The organism is Streptomyces hebeiensis, assembly GCF_052983195.1.
Window position 1 is genome coordinate 4,635,866 of record NZ_CM129812.1, and the last position, 17,834, is coordinate 4,653,699.

Sequence of the window (17,834 nt, forward strand, 5' to 3'; positions counted from 1 at the left end):
CCCCGTGACGGCGCCCCCGACCCCGTGACGGCGCCCCGGACCCCGTATCCGCAACCCGAACCCGAACCCCGCACCGGCCCTCGCGCCCCCACGCGTGTTCGCCGTGCGCACCGCACCACCTGACGCGTTCCGCTCTCGCCGTCGGGTCGGCTCCCCATGTCCCGTTTCCGTACCGACCACACCGGGAGTACGTCCTCGTGGCCACGTTTCTCTACAAGCTCGGACGGCTCGCCTTCCGGCGCCGCCGCTTCGTCGCACTGATATGGGTGGCGCTGCTCGCGCTCGCCGGGGTGGGCGCGGCGACCGCGTCCACCGCCACCTCCAGTTCGTTCTCCATCCCCGGCACGGAGGCCCAGCGCGCCTTCGATCTGCTGGAGGAACGTTTCCCGGGTGCCAGTGCCGACGGCGCCACCGCCCGGGTCGTCTTCAAGGCGCCCGAGGGCGAGAAGATGACCGACGCCGCCCACAAGGCCGAGGTGCGCGAGATCGTGGACGAGCTGTCGTCCGGGTCGCCGCAGGTGGCCTCGGTGACGGACCCGTACCAGGCGCAGGCCGTCTCCAGGGACGGCTCGACCGCGTACATCCAGGTCTCGTACAAGGTCAGCTCGATGGAGCTGACCGACGAGACCCGGACGGCCCTGGAGGACACGGGCGGGGACGCCCGTGACAGGGGGATGACCGTCGAGATCGGCGGTGACGCGCTCCAGGTGATGCCGGAGACCGGCACCACCGAGGTCATCGGGGTCGTCGTCGCCGCGATCGTGCTCGTCATCACCTTCGGGTCGCTGGTCGCGGCCGGGCTGCCGCTGATCACCGCGCTGATCGGGGTCGGCGTCGGAGTCTCCACGATCACCGCGCTCGGCACGGTCCTCGACCTCGGTTCCACCACCTCGATCCTCGCCATGATGATCGGACTGGCGGTCGGCATCGACTACGCGCTCTTCATCGTCTCGCGCTACCGGGCCGAACTGGCCGAGGGCCGGGAGCGCGAGGAGGCGGCCGGCCGGGCCGTGGGCACGGCCGGGTCCGCCGTGGTGTTCGCCGGGCTCACGGTCGTGATCGCGCTTGTCGGCCTCTCCGTCGTCAACATCCCCATGCTGACCAAGATGGGCCTCGCGGCGGCCGGCACGGTCGTGATCGCCGTCCTCATCGCGCTCACCCTCATCCCGGCGGGTCTTGGCTTCGTCGGCAAGCGGATCCACGGCCGCAAGGCCCGTAAGGCCGATGAGGCCGATGAGGCCGGCAGGACCGCGGGAGCCGAGAACGCCGCCCGCACGGCAGCCGTGGAGAGCGGCGGCGAGGCCGGTGCGGGCCGCGCCCGGGCCGGGGCGAAGCCCAACATGGGCACCCGCTGGGCCCGTTTCGTGCTGCGCCGTCCCGTCGCCGTCCTGGTTACGGCCGTGGTCGCGCTCGGCGCCGTCGCCGTGCCCACCGCCTCCCTGGAGATGGGGCTGCCGGACGACGGTTCGCAGCCGACGAGCACCACCCAGCGCAAGGCGTACGACCTGCTCTCCGACGGCTTCGGCCCCGGCTTCAACGGGCCGCTGATGGTCGTCGTCGACGGCAAGGCCGAGCACAACGCCAAGGCGGCGGCCGCCCGGCTGACGGACTCCGTCGAGAAGATGGACGGTGTCGTCGCCGTCACCCCCGCCACCCTCGACAAGTCCGGCGACACGGCGACCGTCACCGTCATACCGAAGGAGCGGCCCTCCTCGGTCGCGACGGAGGACCTCGTCCACTCCATCCGGGACACGGGCGGCGAGATCGCGGCGGACGACGGCGCGACGGTGCTCGTCACCGGCGCCACCGCGATGAACATCGACTTCTCCGAGAAGATGAACGACGCGCTGATCCCGTACCTGGCGCTCGTCGTCGGCCTCGCGTTCCTGCTGCTGATCCTGGTGTTCCGGTCCGTGCTGGTGCCGCTGAAGGCCGCGCTCGGCTTCCTGCTCTCCGTCGTCGCCGCCCTCGGCGCGGTCGTCGCGGTGTTCCAGTGGGGCTGGCTGGGCGGGCTGTTCGGGGTCGAGCAGACCGGCCCGGTGATGTCGATGATGCCGATCTTCATGGTGGGTGTCGTCTTCGGCCTGGCCATGGACTACGAGGTCTTCCTGGTCACGCGGATGCGTGAGGCGTACGTCCACGGCGAGCGGCCCGGCGAGGCGATCGTCACCGGCTTCCGGCACGGCGCTCGGGTGGTCACGGCCGCCGCGGTCATCATGATGGCCGTCTTCGCGGGCTTCATCGGCTCCAGCGAATCGATGATCAAGATGATCGGCTTCGGGCTGGCGATCGCGGTCTTCTTCGACGCCTTCGTGGTCCGGATGGCCATCGTGCCCGCCGTGCTCGCGCTGCTCGGACACAAGGCGTGGTGGCTGCCGCGTTGGCTGGACCGGGCGCTGCCGAACATGGACGTCGAGGGCGAGGCCCTGCGCAAGCACCTCGGTGACGCGTCCGAGGGGGCCGGGAACGACGGCGGCTCGGACGGCGGCCCGGGCGGGGAGCGTGAGCTGATCCGGGCGTAGGGGCGGAGGTCTTACGACCGGCCGGCCGGTTTCCGGATTACCGGTTCCCGGCCGGCCGCTCTCCGGATGTGCCGGTCAGCCGACGCCGGAGGCCGCCGCTCGAGTGGAGTGGCCGGCCTTCGGCGTCGCTGCCTCGTCGGCGTCCACGTCGGCGTGGGTGTCGATTCCGGCTCCCGATACTTCTGTGGCTCCGGCTCCGGCTCCGGCCTCGCTCTCGGCTCTGGCCGGAGCCATCGCGTAGCAGCTCCGCAGGAACCGCCGCAGCGGCGCCGAGTCGAACTGGACCACCGCCACCCCGTCCGGCGAGTGGAACTCGACGACGGTCTGCGCCCGGCCGCACGGCCACACCTGGACGTCGCCGTCGCCGCACGGCAGCCGCAGGCCGGCCTCGAGGAGATCGCGGGCGAAGGCCCAGACCACCTCGTCCTGGTCGAGCGAGACTTCCGGAGGGAACACGATCCGCAGGGCCAGCGGGTCCTCGCCGTCGTAGCGCAGGAGCACGGAGACGGTTCGGGGCCAAGGGGCGTCTGTGATGAGACGGACTTTCGCGGGCTGCTCGACGGTAGGAGACATCGGCACGCTCCTTGGCATCCTCGTCCTCGGTGACCTCAACGGTCACATGCCCCTCAAGGGTGCAATTTATGTCGATTTATCCATAACCTGTTCGGTTGCGCATGCGCTGGTCCCGGTCGGCTCGGCCGTCCAGGCCCTCCCGGTCGTTCCGGTCCCGGCGGTCAGCGTGGGCATGGGTGTGGACGTGAATCGTGCGCGTTCGGCACGCTCTTGCGCATCATTCGCAAGAAGCTCATCATCGAACGGCCCTGTCGGTACGCCCTGCACCTCGTCCCAGCCCAGGAAGCGGAGCCTTCGTATGCATGTCCCCGACGGATTCATCGACGTGCCCGTGTCGGCCGCCACCGGTGTCGTCGCCGCGGGCGCCGTCGCGGTCGCCCTGCGCGGCGCGCGCCGGGAGCTGGACGAGCGCACCGCGCCGCTCGCCGGGCTGGTCGCCGCCTTCGTCTTCGCCGCGCAGATGCTGAACTTCCCGGTCGCGGCCGGGACCAGCGGCCATCTGCTGGGCGGGGCGCTGGCGGCGGTGCTCGTCGGCCCGTACACCGGGGTCCTGTGCGTCTCCGTCGTCCTGTTGATGCAGGGCATCCTCTTCGCGGACGGCGGGCTGACCGCGCTCGGCGTGAACATCACCGACATGGCCGTGGTGACGACCGTCGTCTCGTACGCGCTCTTCCGGGGCCTGGTACGGGTCCTGCCGCGCACCCGCCGCTCGGTGACGGTCTCGTCGTTCGTGGCCGCCCTGGTCTCCGTACCGGCGTCGGCCCTCGCCTTCACGCTGATCTACGCGGTCGGCGGCACCACGGACCTCCCGATCGGCAAGGTGCTGACCGCCATGGTGGGGGTCCACGTGCTGATCGGTGTCGGGGAGGCCGCGATCACCGCGCTGACGGTGGGTGCCGTGATCGCCGTACGGCCCGACCTGGTGTACGGGGCGCGGGGGCTGACGGCGCCGCTGAAGCTCCGGGTCGGCGGTCCCCGCGGTGAACTGGTCGACGTGGCGTCGGCCCCGACGGCAGCCTCCTCGGCGGCCGCCACGGTGACGGCAGACCCGGCGGCCGCCACGGTGACGGGGTCCGGGCCCCTCGCGGCGTCCGGGGGACCGGCGGGTGCCCGCTCCAACCGGACGGTCTGGGTGACCGGCCTGGTCACCGCCCTCGTCCTGGCCGGCTTCGTCTCCTTCTACGCCTCGGCCAGCCCCGACGGCCTGGAGAAGGTCGCCGCCGACCAGGGCATCGACAAGAAGGCGGAGCCGCACCACGCCGCCGACTCACCGCTCGCCGACTACGGGGTACGGGACGTCGCCGACGCCAGGCTGTCCGGCGGGCTCGCGGGCGCGATCGGGGTGGGGGCCACGGTCGTGGTCGGCAGCGGGGTGTTCTGGGCGGTGCGCCGGCGTCGTACGTCCGCCGCCGGTGCCGTTGGCCGGGCCGCCTCCGCCACCGGGACCGGTGGGCCCGGCGGCTCCGCTGGCTCCGGTAACTTCGGTGGGTCTGGTGGGTCTGGTGGATCCGGCGGTTCCGGCGACTCCGCCGATTCCGGGGCCGGGCGCGCCGATGCCACCGGCCGTGCCGTGCCCGGCGAGCGGGGCTGAGGTGGGCGCGGGTCACGCCCACCGGCTCCACCGGCCCGGGAACTCGTCCGTCCACACCCTGCCCCCGCACTGCAAGCTCGCCGCCGTCCTGTGCTTCGTCGTCGTGGTGGTCTCCACCCCACGCACGGCGGTCTGGGCGTTCGCGCTCTACGCGGCGCTGCTGGCGGCCGTCGCGGCGGTGGCCCGCACACCGTTCTCCTTCCTGCTGCGGCGGATGCTGATCGAGGTGCCGTTCGTGGCCTTCGCGTTCCTGATGCCGTTCGTGGTCCCGGGGCCCGAGGTGCGGTTCCTGGGGGTGCCGCTGAGCGTGCCGGGGCTCTGGGACGCCTGGAACGTCCTGGCCAAGGGCTCCCTCGGCGTCGCCGCGTCCGTCCTCCTCGCCGCCACGACCGAACTGCGCTCGCTCCTGCTCGGTCTCCAGCGGCTCAGGCTGCCGCCGCTGCTGGTGCAGATCGCCTCCTTCATGATCCGGTACGGCGATGTCATCACCGACGAGATGCGCCGGATGTCCGTCGCGCGGCGCTCGCGCGGCTTCGAGGCCCGGGGCGTACGGCACTGGGGCGTGCTGGCCAAGACCGCCGGCGCGCTGTTCATCCGGTCGTACGAGCGCGGGGAGCGCGTGCACCTGGCGATGGTGAGCCGGGGCTACGCGGGCGCGATGCCGGTCATCGAGGAGGCGACCGCGAGCCGGGCGCAGTGGGCGTACGCGGGCGCGCTCCCGCTGACGGCGCTCGCGGTCTGTCTGCTTGGCTGGCTCCTATGACTGCCGCCACCGCCGCCCGTTCGTCCGCCGAACCCCCGCCGCCGCCCGCGTCCCTGGAGGTCAGTGGGCTCGCGTACGCCTATCCCGACGGCCATCAGGCGCTGTACGGCGTCGACCTCACCGTGGAGCGCGGCGAGCGGGTGGCGCTGCTCGGCCCCAACGGGGCCGGCAAGACCACGCTCGTCCTGCATCTGAACGGGATCCTCGAGCCCGGCGCCGGATCGGTCGCGATCGCCGGACTGCCGGTGGCGAAACGTCACCTCGCCGAGATCAGGCGCCGCGTCGGCATCGTCTTCCAGGACCCGGACGACCAGCTCTTCATGCCGACCGTACGGGAGGACGTGGCCTTCGGTCCGGCGGCTGCCGGGATCCGCGGCCCGGAACTGGCGGCCCGGGTCGGCGCGGCGCTCGACCAGGTCGGCATGGCGGAGTACGCGGACCGGCCGCCCCACCACCTGTCGTTCGGACAGCGGCGCCGGGTCGCGGTGGCGACCGTCCTCGTGATGGAGCCCGAGATCCTCGTACTGGACGAGCCGTCGTCCAACCTGGACCCGGCCTCCCGGCGCGAACTGGCCGATCTCCTGCTCTCGCTGGACATCACCGTGCTCATGGTCACGCACGACCTGCCCTACGCGCTCGAACTCTGCCCGCGCGCGGTCGTCCTCAGCGAGGGCGTCATCGCCGCGGACGGGCCCACGCCGGAACTGCTGTCCGACGGGGAACTGATGGCGGCACACCGGTTGGAGCTGCCGTTCGGTTTTGACCCGCGTTCTGTGTCGCCGCGCCGCACTGCACCATAGAAGGAGTGCGCGCACGACAGGCGGTACGCGGCGCCCGGCACGACGGGCGCGGGGAACCGCGCGGGAACGGCGCCGGAACGACGCGGGATCGACGTGAGAATGACGGGCGGGATGACGGACGTGGACGTCCAGGGCACGGTGGCGGCGGGCTTCGAGCCGGTCAGGGACGCATTCGTACGGAACTTCGAACGGCTCGGTGAACGCGGCGCGGCGGTCGCCGTGTACCGGGACGGGCGGAAGGTCGTCGACCTGTGGGCGGGCACACGCGACGTGTTCGGGCCGGGGCCGGTGGACGCGTCGGGCACGGAGGCGCCGGGGGCGGGTGGTGCGGGCACGGGCGCGGAGGCACGGGGCTCGCTCGCGGGTTCGGGTTCGGGTTCGGGCTTGGGCTTGGGCTTGGGCTCGGGCGAGCCAGGTGCGGACGCGGCGCCCTGGGCGGTCGACACGGCCCAGGTCGTACGGTCCGCCACCAAGGGCGTGGCCGCGGCCGTACCGCTCCTGCTGCACCAGCGCGGGCAGATAGACCTCGACGCTCCGGTGGGCACGTACTGGCAGGAGTTCAAGGCCGCGGGCAAGGAACGGGTCCTCGTCCGCCATCTCCTCTCGCACCGCGCGGGCCTGCCCGTGCTGGACCGGTCGCTGACCCCCGCCGAGGCCGTCGACGGCGAGACGGGCGCCCGGGCGCTCGCGGCCCAGCTGCCCGCCTGGGAGCCGGGCACCGACCACGGCTACCACGCCCACACCTACAGCTGGCTGATCGCGGAACTGGTCCGGCGGGTGACCGGCCGGGGGATCGGCCGCTGGATCGCCGAGGAGATCGCCCGCCCGCTGGGCCTGGACTTCTGGGTCGGGCTGCCGGCCGAGGAAGCCCACCGGGTGGGCCGGATCGGGCGGATCGAGGACGTCACGCCGGGCGCGCCGGCCGGGGGCGAGCTGAAGCTCCGCCCGAAGCGGTCGGTGTCCCAGGCGTACCAGGACCCGGAGTCGCTGACACGGCGGGCGTTCGACGTGATCCAGCCACGGCCCGACGAGAACGACCCGGCCTACCGCGCCGCCGAACTCCCGGGCTCCGGCGGCATATCGACGGCCCGCGCGCTGGCGCGCTGCTACGCGGCGATGATCGGTCCGGTGGACGGCCACCGGCTGTTCGCCCCGGCGACGCTGACGCTGGCCCGTACGGAGGAGTCGGCGGGTCCGGACCGCGTCCTCGTCGTCTCCACCCGCTTCGGCCTCGGCTTCATGCTGCACGGCCCGGCGGCCCCGCTGCTGGGGCCGGGGTCGTTCGGGCACCCGGGGCGCGGCGGTTCCCTGGGCTTCGCGGACCCGGAGTCGGGGATCGCGTTCGGTTACGTGACGAACGGGATGCGCAGGGGAGTTACGGCGGACCCGCGGGCGCAGGCGCTGGTACGGGCGGTACGGGGCGTGGTGTCGGCCACCTGAGTCCCCGCCCGCCCATCCGAGTCGGCTCCTCCGCGTGAGCCGCCGGGGCCGCGGCGCCGCGGCGGCCGTGCCGGGGTCGGGTATCCACGCCCTGGACGGTGGCTGCCCGGAGCGCCACAGCCCGCTCGCCCCCGAAGAGAGTGAACGGGCGAGCGGGCGAGCAGACGTACGGGCGAGCGGGCGAGCGGGCGTACGATCAACCGGCCCTACGGCCCACCTGGGTTACGGGCAACCGGCCATGGTGGAGAACCGCACGTATGAGCGGGTGCTCGTCACTCCGCGCCCAGTACCGCCGCCACCAACGGACCGGCCGCGTCGCCGCCGTGGCCGCCGGACTGGACCACCGCCGCCGCGGCGAGGTCGTCCTCGTACCCGGTGAACCAGCTGTTGGACGTCTCCTGGCCGTCCACCTCCGCCGAGCCCGTCTTCGCGCCCTTGTCGCCGCCGAGTCCGGACATCGCCTTGGCGCCGGTGCCGCTCGTGGCGGTCAGCCGCATCATGGAACGCAGTTGGTCCGTCACGCCCGGCGCGAGCGAGCGCGAGGCGGTCGCCACCTCGCGGTCGTCCAGCGAAGGCGACACGATGACCGGCTGCTTGAACGAGCCGGTCTTGGCGGTGGCGGTGACCGAGGCCAGGTTGAGGACGTTCATCTGTACCGTGCCCTGGCCGATGTACTGCGCCGCGGCCTCGCTGCCGGTACCGGCCGGGACGCTGCCGTCGAAGGAGGGGACCCCGGTCTGCCAGTTCAGGCCGATGCCGAAGACCTCCTTCGCCTCCTTCGCCAGCGCGCCGTCGTCCCCCGTGTCGTCGATCAGCTTGATGAAGGCGGTGTTGCAGGAGCGCGCGAAGCTCTGCGAGAAGGTGCCGCCCTTGATGTCGAAGCCGTCCAGGTTCTGGAACGTGGCGCCCTGGTACATCGCCTGCTTCGGGCACTCGGCCGGCCTGTCGGCCGCGACCAGGTCCTTCTCCAGCAGCAGCGCCGCCGTCATCACCTTCATCGTGGAGCCGGGCGCCTGCCGGCCCAGCATCGCCGCGTTCCAGCCGTCCTTGCGGTTGTTGGCGACCGCCAGTATCTCGCCCGTGCTGGGCTTGACGGCCACGGCCGACGCCTCGCTGTACTTCTTCACCGCCTTCTCGGCTGCCGCCTGCACGCCCGCGTCCAGCGTCGTCTCCAGCGTGCCGGGCTTCCCCTCGGCGAGCGTCAGCAGCGTCTGGTCGGCCACCGCCCCGGCCTTCGCGTCCGCCGAGGCGTCGCCGGCGCCGTCGTCGCTCCCGCTGCCGTTCTCGCCCCCGCTGTCGCCCTTCAGCACCAGCTCGATCCCCGCCGAGCCGCCCGCCTTGTCGCCGTACCGTTTCCGCAGCTCGCTCAGGAGCGGGGCGAGCGAGGGGTACTGCTCCGCCGTCAGCTCCGCGCCCGAGCGGTCCACGGCCTTGATCGGCGGGTTCGACGCCTCGCCCGTGACCAGGCGGGAGTTGTCCGTCAGCTTCGGATGGACCACGGACGGCGACCAGGCGACCAGCGGTCGGCCGGTGCTCTCCCCGCGCACGACCTTCAGCTCCGACTCGTAACTCCAGGGCTTGCTCTGCCCCTTGAAGGACACCGTGGCCTTGACGGTGAACGGCACCGTGGTCCCCGTCGCCGGCCCCGGAGTGATCACCGCGTCCTGGACGTGGGCCTCCTCGCGGAAGCCGCTGATGACCGGCCCGGCGGCGACGGCGTCGTTGGTCAGCTGCGCGACCTCGGCCGCGTCCGTGCCGTCCGCCCACGCGGTCAGGAAGCCCTTGGCGGCCTCGTCTATCTCGGCCGCGCTCAGCGGCCCGGTCCTGACCTCGCTCTTCGTCGTGGCCGTGATGCCCGATTCGCCGCCGAGGAAGGTGTACGCGCCGTACCCCACCCCGCCCGCGACCACCGCGAACACCCCGCCGATCACGGCGACCTTCGCTCCACTGCGCATCTGTGCGGCCCCCTCCCGGGAACCCCTTTGGCAGGAGCCCCCCTCCTCGAATCTCTGAACACGTTCAAGGGAATCAGTCGACGGGCCGCACTCTACGGGACGACCACGGGCGCGGGTGAAGAGCGTTACAGGACCGGGACGGGCGCCACGGGCCAGGGGCGCGGTCCGGTCGCCGCACCCACGTTCGCGACACCCACGTTCGCCACCCGCATTCGCCGCACCCGCATTTCCTACACCCAGGTGTCGAACCACATCCGGGAGCGCCAGGAGTCGATCGGGATCGGGGTGCCCGTGTACAGCGGCCAGAAGTAGATGAAGTTCCACGCGATCAGCAGCACCAGCACACCCGCGCCGACCGCGCCCGCCGTCCTGCGTCTCTCGTCCGAGCCCGCCGGGCCGACCATGGCGCCGATCATCATGGCCACCGCCAGGCAGAGGAACGGCACGAACACGACCGCGTAGAAGAGGAAGATCGTCCGCTCCTGGTACATGAACCACGGCAGCCAGCCCGCCGCCACCCCGCACGCGATCGCGCCCGCGCGCCAGTCGCGCCGGAAGAACCACCGCCACAGGACGTACAGGAGCGCGAACGCCGCCGCCCACCACAGCAACGGGGTGCCGATCGCCAGGACCTCGCGGGCGCACCCGCCGGGCGTCGAGGCCGGGCACCCGTCCTTGCCCGCCGGCGGGTCCTCGTAGAAGTACGAGACCGGGCGGCCCAGGACGATCCAGCTCCACGGGTTCGACTGGTAGGTGTGACCGGAGGTCAGGTTGATGTGGAAGTCGTAGACCTCGTTCTCGTAGTGCCACAGGCTGCGCAGCCAGTCCGGCAGCCAGGTGAAGTAGCCGCCCTTGCCCTGGGTCTCCGCCCAGTCGCGGAAGTAGCCCTTGCCGGTGACGATCCAGCCGGTCCACGACGCGGCGTACGTGACCACCGCAACCGGCACCGTCGAGACGAACGCCGGCAGGAGGTCGCGCTTGAGCACCGCCAGGTACGGCCGGACCGCGCCCGCCGTCCGGCGCGCGCCGACGTCCCAGAGAACGGTCATCAGCCCGAACGCGGCCAGGATGTAGAGACCGTTCCACTTCGTGGCGAGCGCCAGCCCCAGCATCAGGCCGGCCGCGAGCCGCCAGGGCCGCCACCCCAGGCGCAGCGTCCCGGCCACCGAGTCGTCCGGGCGCAGCACGCCCTCCTCGTCCTCCGGGAGCGCCGCCGCCAGCCGCTGCCGGGCGCGGTCCCGGTCGATCAGCAGACAGCCGAACGCGGCCAGCACGAAGAACATCAGCACCAGGTCGAGCAGCGCGGTCCTGCTCATCACGAAGTGCAGCCCGTCCACGGCGAGCAGCGCGCCCGCCAGGCAGCCCAGGAAGGTCGAGCGGAACAGCCTGCGTCCGATCCGGCACAGCATCAGCACCGACAGCGTGCCGAGCGCCGCGACCATGAAGCGCCAGCCGAACGGTGTGAAGCCGAAGATCTGCTCGCCGATACCGATGACCCATTTACCCATCGGCGGATGCACGACATAGCCGGGGTCCGTCGGCACGGGTACCGAGGAGGGGTCCTTCAGGATCGCCTTGTCGACGTCTTTGGGCCAGCTGCCCTCGTACCCCTGGTTGACGAGCGCCCACGCGTCCTTCGCGTAGTACGTCTCGTCGAATATCACCGCCTTGGGGTTGCCCAGGTTCCAGAACCGCAGCAGCCCCGCGACGAGCGCCACGAGCAGCGGGCCGCCCCACGCCGACCAGCGGACCAGCCGCGCCGCCAGGGCGGGCGGTACGGCGAGCACCGCCCACAGCCTGTCGGAGGGGCGGGTGTACGGCGGTACCAGCCGCTCGCGGAGCCCGATGACGGGCCGGGGCACATGGCCGAACCGGCGCAGCCGCTGGGGCCAGGAGGGTGGTGTGTCGCCGGCGTCGTGCCCCTGGAGGGCTTCTGGCGCAGTACTGGTCACCGCGCCATCGTAGGGAACGAGGCTGTGCGGCGGGCGCCTCGCGCCGGATGAGGGCGACGGCCCACGGGCACCCGCGCCCCGCGCGCCACGCCGTGCGGCCGCGCCCTGCGAGGATGGCGGATGTGACTGGCACTGGCACCCACACGGGCACTGACGCGGAAACCGATACGGGCACGGACGCGAGCGCTGACGTCAGCGCTGAGGCGGGCGCTGAGACGAGCGGCGGCACGGACACCGGCACGGACACCGGCACGGGGGTCGAAACGGACGCCGACGCGGGCGCCGGAACGGACGCCGACGTGGACGCCGATATGGGCGCCGACGTGGGCGCCGACGTGGGCACCCATATGGGCGCCGATATGGGCGTCGAGGTGGGAACCCTCGTCCTCGCCGGGACCCCCATCGGCGACGTCGCGGACGCGCCGCCCCGGCTCGTCACCGAACTGGCGAACGCCGACGTGATCGCCGCCGAGGACACCCGGCGGCTGCGCCGGCTGACCCAGGCGCTCCAGGCGCACACCCGTGGCCGGATCGTGTCGTACTTCGAGGGCAACGAGTCCGCCAGGACGCCCGAGCTGGTCGAGGCACTGGTGGGCGGGGCGCGGGTGCTGCTCGTGACGGACGCGGGCATGCCGTCCGTCTCCGACCCCGGCTACCGGCTGGTGGCGGCGGCCGTCGAGCGCGGTATCCGGGTCACCGCCGTCCCCGGCCCCTCCGCCGTTCTGACCGCGCTCGCGCTCTCCGGTCTGCCCGTGGACCGCTTCTGCTTCGAGGGTTTCCTGCCGCGCAAGCCGGGCGAGCGGCTCGCCCGGCTGCGGGAGGCGGCGGGCGAGCGGCGCACGCTCGTCTACTTCGAGTCCCCCCGCCGGCTCGACGCCACGCTGGCCGCGATGGCCGAGGTCTTCGGCGCGGACCGGCGCGCCGCCGTCTGCCGCGAGCTGACCAAGACGTACGAGGAGGTCAAGCGCGGCGGCCTCGGCGAGCTGGCGGACTGGGCGGCCGACGGCGTGCGCGGCGAGATCACCGTCGTCGTGTCCGGCGCGCCCGAGGCCGGCCCCGGGGAGCTGGATCCGGCGGAACTGGTGCGCCGGGTCCGCGACCGGGAGGAGGCGGGGGAGCGGCGCAAGGAGGCCATCGCCGCGGTCGCCGCCGAGGCGGGCGTGCCCAAGCGCGAGGTGTTCGACGCTGTGGTCGCGTCAAAGAACGCCGCACGCGCGGCCTCCGCGAACGGCAAAGGACTATCGTGAAATGCAAAGGCCAGACCGGGTACCGGTCTGGCAGAGCATGAGAAACACCAAAACCACTCCATTTATCGACAGGGGCTGATGCGCTCCCGCCGGCAGAGGCGTCCACTTGGTGGGTGGAGAGGAGCTGGCATGAGTGACACCGCGGGCACGGGCGTGGCCCACGAGGCGTATGCCTTTTGCTGCATGCGTTGCGGGCACGGCTGGGAGTCGGCCTATGACATAGAGCACTTCGTCGACGGCTCGGGCCAGAATTTCGTTGTGTACAAGTCGGGTGGCGTGCGGGTGCCCTCACCGCTGTCGAGCCCGACGTGCGGCAACTGCGGGGGGCACGTCGTGCGCATCATGCGCTCCGGGCGCGTCTCGTCCGTGCGGGCGCTGATGGGCATCACCGACCACCCCGCCGGGCTCGCGGGCGGACCGGTGCCCGCGCAGGGGGCCGAGGGCGGGGCCGCCGGAGCGGTGGACGAGATACCCGTCAGCCCGACCGGGCCCTTCGGCGGCGTGTGGAGCGTCCGGAGCGGCACGACAGGCAAGAACGGCACGACAGGCAAGAACGGCACGACAGGCAAGAACGGCACGACAGGCAAGAACGGCTCGAAGGGCAGGAACGGGCGCAACGGTACGACCGTGGCGGGCGGCGCGGGCGGTACGGCGCCCGGCGCCGCGGGCCGGAACGGGACCGACGCCGGGCGGGGCGCCCAGGACGACTCACGCCAGGACGCCCAGCGGGGCGGGGGCGGCCGGGGGCATCACCAGTGGCACCTGTCCGACCTGCTGCATCCCTTCCAGCACCGCCGCTGAGTCACCGCCGCCGAGCCGTGGCGGCCGAACTGCCGCGGGTGAGCCGCCGCGGCCGGTCTGTCGCCGGGGCACGGTCGAGGGCCGGTCGCCCTGGTGGGCGGGTCGCCGGGCGGCCGTCACCACCACGCGTCGGGCCATGGGCGCGGTCCTCGTAGGATCGCGCCCATGAGCGCGCAGAACCGGTCCAGGCAGGACCAGGCCCCACCCCCGCCGCCCGAGCCCCTCCGGGTGCCGGTCGCGGACTCGCACACCCACCTGGACATGCAGGACGGCACCGTCGAGGAGGGGCTGGCCAGGGCTGCCGCGGTGGGGGTCACGACCGTGATCCAGGTCGGCTGCGACATCAAGGGGTCCCGGTGGGCCGCGGAGACGGCCGCCCGTCACGAGAACGTGCACGCGGCGGTCGCCCTGCACCCCAACGAGGCTCCCCGGATCGTGCACGGCGACCCCGACGGCTGGTCCCGGCAGGGCGCGCGACCGGGCGGCGGCGACCCCGCGCTGGACGACGCCCTGACCGAGATCGACCGGCTGGCCGCCCTGCCGGAGGTGCGGGCCGTCGGGGAGACGGGGCTCGATCACTTCAGGACCGGCCCGGAGGGCATGGCGTCGCAGGAACGGTCCTTCCGCGCCCATATCGAGATCGCCAAGCGGCACGGCAAGACCCTCGTCATCCACGACCGCGAGGCCCATGCCGACGTGCTGCGCATCCTCGCCGACGAGGGCGCCCCGGAACGTACGGTCTTCCATTGCTATTCCGGCGACGCGGAAATGGCCCAGGTGTGTGCCTCCGCCGGCTACTACATGTCCTTCGCGGGCAATGTGACGTTCAAGAACGCTCAATCGTTGCGGGACGCGCTCACCGTAGCGCCGCTGGATCTCGTACTGGTCGAGACGGACGCTCCTTTTCTCACCCCCGCCCCGTTCCGCGGCCGCCCGAATGCGCCGTATCTCATTCCCGTCACACTCCGCGCCATGGCGAATGTGCGGGGTATCGGGGAGGACGCGATGGCCGAGGCGATTTCCCGGAACACGGCGCGGGCGTTCGGCTATTAGGAACATCGCGGTCCGGGGGCGCGTGGCAGCGCCCAGGGCGGTTGGCGGCGCGTGGCGGCGTGTGGTGGCGTGCGGACGGGTGGGGGAGGCGCATTGCGCCGGCTCTCGCGACTGTGGGTAGTTGACCGACTTGGGAGAGTGACGGTGACTCCGCTAGTCTCCGGGCCCGGCCGCCGTGCGGGTGGGCCGTCGTCGGACCTTGTGGAGCGTCGTGAGCAATGCGCAGGGCAGTCACCGTGCCGCACGCGGCGGGCGCCGCGCCGCCAGGGCCGTGCCCGTCGCCGCGCGGACGCCGTCGCAGTCGCCGCCCCGGCCGTCCTGGCCGCCGTTGTCGTCGCGGTACGAGCCCGCTGCCGGCCTGACGACGATGGCTCTGCCGAGAGTCGATCCGTACGGGGTGCCCGATCCGTACGGGCCGCCCGGGTCGTACGGGCCGCCCGGGTCGTCCTGGCCGCCCGATCCGTACGGGACGTCCGAGTCGTACGGCGGGGGTGAGGCGTACGTCGCCCGCAACCCGTACGTCTCGCACGCGCCGCGAGAGGTGTACGGGCCGTACGGTACGCCCGAGCCGTACAGGGCGGCGTACGGGCCCTCCACGGCGGCGACCGAGCCCCGCCCGGCCGACGCGTACCGCCCGTACAACCCGTACAACCCGTGCGAGCAGCCGTACGGCCCCGTCGAGGCCCGCACCTCCTACGCCGCCCACGAGTCCGCCGTCCCGGTCCTCCCGGCTCCCGCCCCCGCCGGTGGCCGCGCGCAGGCCCGGCGGGAGAGACGAGCCCGCCAGGGCAAGCACTCCCAGCAGCAGCCGGACCGAGGCCCGGAACAGCCGGCACAGCCCTCACCGCCGGACGAGCGCGAAGAGGCTGTTCGCGCGCGGGGATCCCGGCGCCTGCCCCGTGGCGCGGCTCGCGACGCCTTGCGGAGCGCGGCGCGCGAGGCGGCGGCCGGCGGGGGCGGTGCGGGGGTTGTCGGCCGGGCCGCCCGCCGGGCCTCCCGGCGCCGGAAGAACGCCGCCGTCCCGTCCGACGCCCTGCGCCGGGTCCTCCCGCAGGCCCTCGTCGTCGCCTTCCTGGCCGGCGGCACCTCCGCGTTCGTCGTCCATGACAAGGCCGTACGGCTCGACATCGACGGCGTACCCCGCACCCTGCACACCTTCGCCGACGACGTGACCGAGCTGCTGGCCGACGAAGGCGTGACCGTGGGGGCGCACGACCACATCGCGCCCGAGCCCGGGGCGGAGCTGGCCAACGGGGAGGAGGTCGTCGTCCGCTACGGCCGTCCCCTCGCCCTCACCCTCGACGGCCATCGCCGCAGGGTGTGGACGACCGCCCGCACGGTCGAGGGCGCACTGGGCCGGCTCGGGGTGCGCGCGCGGGGCGCGTACCTCTCGCTCCCGCGCGCCTCGGCCATCCCGCGCGCCGGGCTCGCCCTGGACGTACGGACGGAGCGGACCGTGACCTTCCTGGCCGACGGCCGTGAGCGCACCATCCGTACCAACGCGGCGACCGTCGGCGAGGCGCTCGCCCGGGCGGGCATCGTCCTGCACGGCGACGACACCGCCTCCGTCCCCCTCGGCAGCTTCCCGAGGGACGGCCAGACCGTCACCGTCCTGCGCATCACCGCCCATGAGCAGGTACGCGAGGAGCCCGTCCCGTACAAGACCGTCCGTACTGAGGACCCGGCCCTGTTCCGGGGGACCGAGGTCGTCGATGAGCAGGGCAGGCAGGGCGTCCGCCGGATCACCTACGCGGTGCGGACGGTCAACGGCGTCCGGCAGAAGCCGCGCCCGATCCGCGCGGAGACGCTGCGGCGGCCGGTCACCCAGCGGATCAGGGTCGGTACGAAGGCCATGCCCACGTCCGTGGCCGGCGCGGACGGGCTGAACTGGCGTGGACTCGCCGCCTGCGAGTCCGGCGGTCGGCCCGGCGCGGTGGACGCGTCGGGGAACTACGGCGGTCTCTACCAGTTCGACGTGGGTACCTGGCAGGCCCTCGGCGGCAGCGGACGCCCTCAGAACGCCTCGGCCGAGGAACAGACATTCCGCGCGAAGAAGCTGTACGTGCAGCGGGGGGCGAGCCCGTGGCCCCACTGCGGCCGTAGGCTGACCGGGTGAGCACCACTGAGTCCGCGTCCGATTCCGCGTCCGATCCCGAGTCCACGCCCGAGTCCGAGTCCGGGTCCGTGCGCGTGTCGGCTTCCGCGCCCGATGCCGCGCCGGAGCCCCGGCCCCGCCCCGAGGTGTCCGAGGCGTCCGACGCCCTGCTGGGCCCCTCGGACGTGCGGGAGCTGGCGGCGGCCCTGGGCGTCCGGCCCACGAAACAGCGTGGGCAGAACTTCGTCATCGACGCCAACACCGTCCGCCGGATCGTCCGTACCGCCGACGTACGCCCGGACGACGTCGTGGTGGAGGTCGGCCCCGGGCTCGGCTCGCTGACGCTGGCGCTGCTGGAGGCGGCGGACCGGGTGACGGCCGTGGAGATCGACGACGTCCTGGCGGGCGCGCTGCCCGCCACGGTCCGGGCGCGGGTGCCCGCGCGCGCCGGCCGCTTCGCGCTGGTGCACTCCGACGCGCTGCACGTACGGGACCTGCCGGGCCCGGCGCCGACGGCGCTGGTCGCCAACCTCCCCTACAACGTCGCCGTACCGGTGCTGCTGCACATGCTGGAGCGCTTCCCGACCATCGAGCGGACGCTCGTGATGGTCCAGGCCGAGGTCGCCGACCGGCTGGCCGCGCCGCCGGGCGGCAAGGTGTACGGGGTGCCGTCGGTGAAGGCGGCCTGGTACGCGGAGGTCAGGCGCGCGGGCGCCATCGGCCGTACGGTCTTCTGGCCCGCGCCCAACGTGGACTCCGGTCTCGTCTCGCTGGTGCGCCGGTCCGAACCGGTACGGACGACGGCTTCCCGGGAAGAGGTCTTCGCGGTCGTCGACGCGGCCTTCGCACAGCGCCGCAAGACGCTGCGCGCGGCCCTCGCCGGGTGGGCGGGCTCGGCCCCGGCGGCGGAGGCGGCGCTGGTGGCGGCGGGGATCTCGCCGCAGGCGCGCGGGGAGTCATTGACGGTCGAGGAGTTCGCGCGGATCGCGGAGTCGAAGGGGGCGGGCGCGTGAGCGCGGTCGAACGGACGGAAACGCAGGCG

At 73.1% G+C, this 17,834-nt stretch carries 12 protein-coding genes and 1 pseudogene; 10 read left to right on the top strand and 3 right to left on the bottom strand.

The annotated features are described in order from the left end of the window. Positions 1 to 197: 197 nt before the first annotated feature. Positions 198 to 2,522 carry an MMPL family transporter gene (locus tag ACU6P3_RS20030; RefSeq protein ID WP_447193492.1) on the top strand — a complete coding sequence of 775 codons (2,325 nt, stop codon included), beginning with the start codon at positions 198 to 200 and terminating at the stop codon, positions 2,520 to 2,522. 75 nt (positions 2,523 to 2,597) lie between these two features. Here ACU6P3_RS20030 and ACU6P3_RS20035 read toward each other — a convergent pair whose 3' ends face one another. Beyond that, on the bottom strand, positions 2,598 to 3,095 hold the full coding sequence (locus ACU6P3_RS20035; RefSeq protein ID WP_447193493.1) for an SsgA family sporulation/cell division regulator: 498 nt from the start codon (positions 3,093 to 3,095) through the stop codon (positions 2,598 to 2,600). A gap of 298 nt (positions 3,096 to 3,393) precedes the next feature. On the opposite strand from ACU6P3_RS20035, the gene ACU6P3_RS20040 reads away from it, so the two are divergent. The 4 genes from ACU6P3_RS20040 (at position 3,394) to ACU6P3_RS20055 (ending at position 7,689) form a co-directional block, all read left to right on the top strand. Then, on the top strand, positions 3,394 to 4,686 hold the full coding sequence (locus ACU6P3_RS20040; RefSeq protein WP_447193494.1) for an energy-coupling factor ABC transporter permease: 1,293 nt from the start codon (positions 3,394 to 3,396) through the stop codon (positions 4,684 to 4,686). A 1-nt stretch (position 4,687) separates the two neighbouring features. Beyond that, positions 4,688 to 5,449, top strand: coding sequence for a cobalt ECF transporter T component CbiQ (gene cbiQ, locus ACU6P3_RS20045; RefSeq protein ID WP_447193495.1), 762 nt, complete (start codon positions 4,688 to 4,690; stop codon positions 5,447 to 5,449). Beyond that, entirely contained in the window at positions 5,446 to 6,249 is an 804-nt protein-coding gene (locus ACU6P3_RS20050) for an energy-coupling factor ABC transporter ATP-binding protein (RefSeq protein WP_447193496.1), read from the top strand. The genes cbiQ and ACU6P3_RS20050 overlap by 4 nt, the downstream gene beginning before the upstream one ends. A gap of 111 nt (positions 6,250 to 6,360) precedes the next feature. Continuing rightward, positions 6,361 to 7,689 (top strand): serine hydrolase domain-containing protein, encoded by a 1,329-nt coding sequence (locus tag ACU6P3_RS20055; protein ID WP_447193497.1) that lies wholly within the window; start codon positions 6,361 to 6,363, stop codon positions 7,687 to 7,689. 272 nt (positions 7,690 to 7,961) lie between these two features. On the opposite strand, the gene ACU6P3_RS20060 is transcribed toward ACU6P3_RS20055, so the two are convergent. Continuing rightward, entirely contained in the window at positions 7,962 to 9,644 is a 1,683-nt protein-coding gene (locus tag ACU6P3_RS20060) for a penicillin-binding transpeptidase domain-containing protein (RefSeq protein WP_447193498.1), read from the bottom strand. 230 nt (positions 9,645 to 9,874) lie between these two features. Next, the gene (locus ACU6P3_RS20065; RefSeq protein WP_447193499.1) at positions 9,875 to 11,596 is read right to left on the bottom strand and encodes a dolichyl-phosphate-mannose--protein mannosyltransferase; all 1,722 of its coding nucleotides are present in this window, start codon (positions 11,594 to 11,596) and stop codon (positions 9,875 to 9,877) included. A 359-nt stretch (positions 11,597 to 11,955) separates the two neighbouring features. Here ACU6P3_RS20065 and rsmI point away from each other — a divergent pair, with 359 nt between their 5' ends. The 5 genes and pseudogenes from rsmI (at position 11,956) to rsmA (ending at position 17,805) form a co-directional block, all read left to right on the top strand. Beyond that, on the top strand, positions 11,956 to 12,843 hold the full coding sequence (gene rsmI / locus ACU6P3_RS20070; protein WP_447197975.1) for a 16S rRNA (cytidine(1402)-2'-O)-methyltransferase: 888 nt from the start codon (positions 11,956 to 11,958) through the stop codon (positions 12,841 to 12,843). Positions 12,844 to 12,972: 129 nt separating this feature from the next. Then, positions 12,973 to 13,284 (top strand): annotated as a pseudogene (locus ACU6P3_RS20075) (hypothetical protein); the annotation flags it as partial. Between the two features lie 525 nt (positions 13,285 to 13,809). Continuing rightward, positions 13,810 to 14,697 carry a TatD family hydrolase gene (locus ACU6P3_RS20080; RefSeq protein WP_447193500.1) on the top strand — a complete coding sequence of 296 codons (888 nt, stop codon included), beginning with the start codon at positions 13,810 to 13,812 and terminating at the stop codon, positions 14,695 to 14,697. A gap of 919 nt (positions 14,698 to 15,616) precedes the next feature. Continuing rightward, positions 15,617 to 16,813: a resuscitation-promoting factor gene (locus ACU6P3_RS20085; RefSeq protein ID WP_447197976.1), complete on the top strand. Its 1,197-nt coding sequence runs from the start codon at positions 15,617 to 15,619 to the stop codon at positions 16,811 to 16,813. A 125-nt stretch (positions 16,814 to 16,938) separates the two neighbouring features. Beyond that, positions 16,939 to 17,805, top strand: a complete 867-nt coding sequence (gene rsmA / locus ACU6P3_RS20090) for a 16S rRNA (adenine(1518)-N(6)/adenine(1519)-N(6))-dimethyltransferase RsmA (protein ID WP_447197977.1) — start codon at positions 16,939 to 16,941, stop codon at positions 17,803 to 17,805. Positions 17,806 to 17,834: the final 29 nt, after the last annotated feature.

Excerpts from the sequence above, each read along its gene's own strand:
- ACU6P3_RS20035 (WP_447193493.1), bottom strand. The coding sequence starts at position 3,095 with ATGTCTCCTACCGTCGAGCAGCCCGCGAAAGTCCGTCTCATCACAGAC.
- ACU6P3_RS20040 (WP_447193494.1), top strand. The coding sequence starts at position 3,394 with ATGCATGTCCCCGACGGATTCATCGACGTGCCCGTGTCGGCCGCCACC.
- ACU6P3_RS20050 (WP_447193496.1), top strand. The coding sequence starts at position 5,446 with ATGACTGCCGCCACCGCCGCCCGTTCGTCCGCCGAACCCCCGCCGCCG.
- ACU6P3_RS20055 (WP_447193497.1), top strand. The coding sequence starts at position 6,361 with ATGACGGACGTGGACGTCCAGGGCACGGTGGCGGCGGGCTTCGAGCCG.
- ACU6P3_RS20060 (WP_447193498.1), bottom strand. The coding sequence starts at position 9,644 with ATGCGCAGTGGAGCGAAGGTCGCCGTGATCGGCGGGGTGTTCGCGGTG.
- rsmI (WP_447197975.1), top strand. The coding sequence starts at position 11,956 with ATGGGCGTCGAGGTGGGAACCCTCGTCCTCGCCGGGACCCCCATCGGC.
- ACU6P3_RS20080 (WP_447193500.1), top strand. The coding sequence starts at position 13,810 with ATGAGCGCGCAGAACCGGTCCAGGCAGGACCAGGCCCCACCCCCGCCG.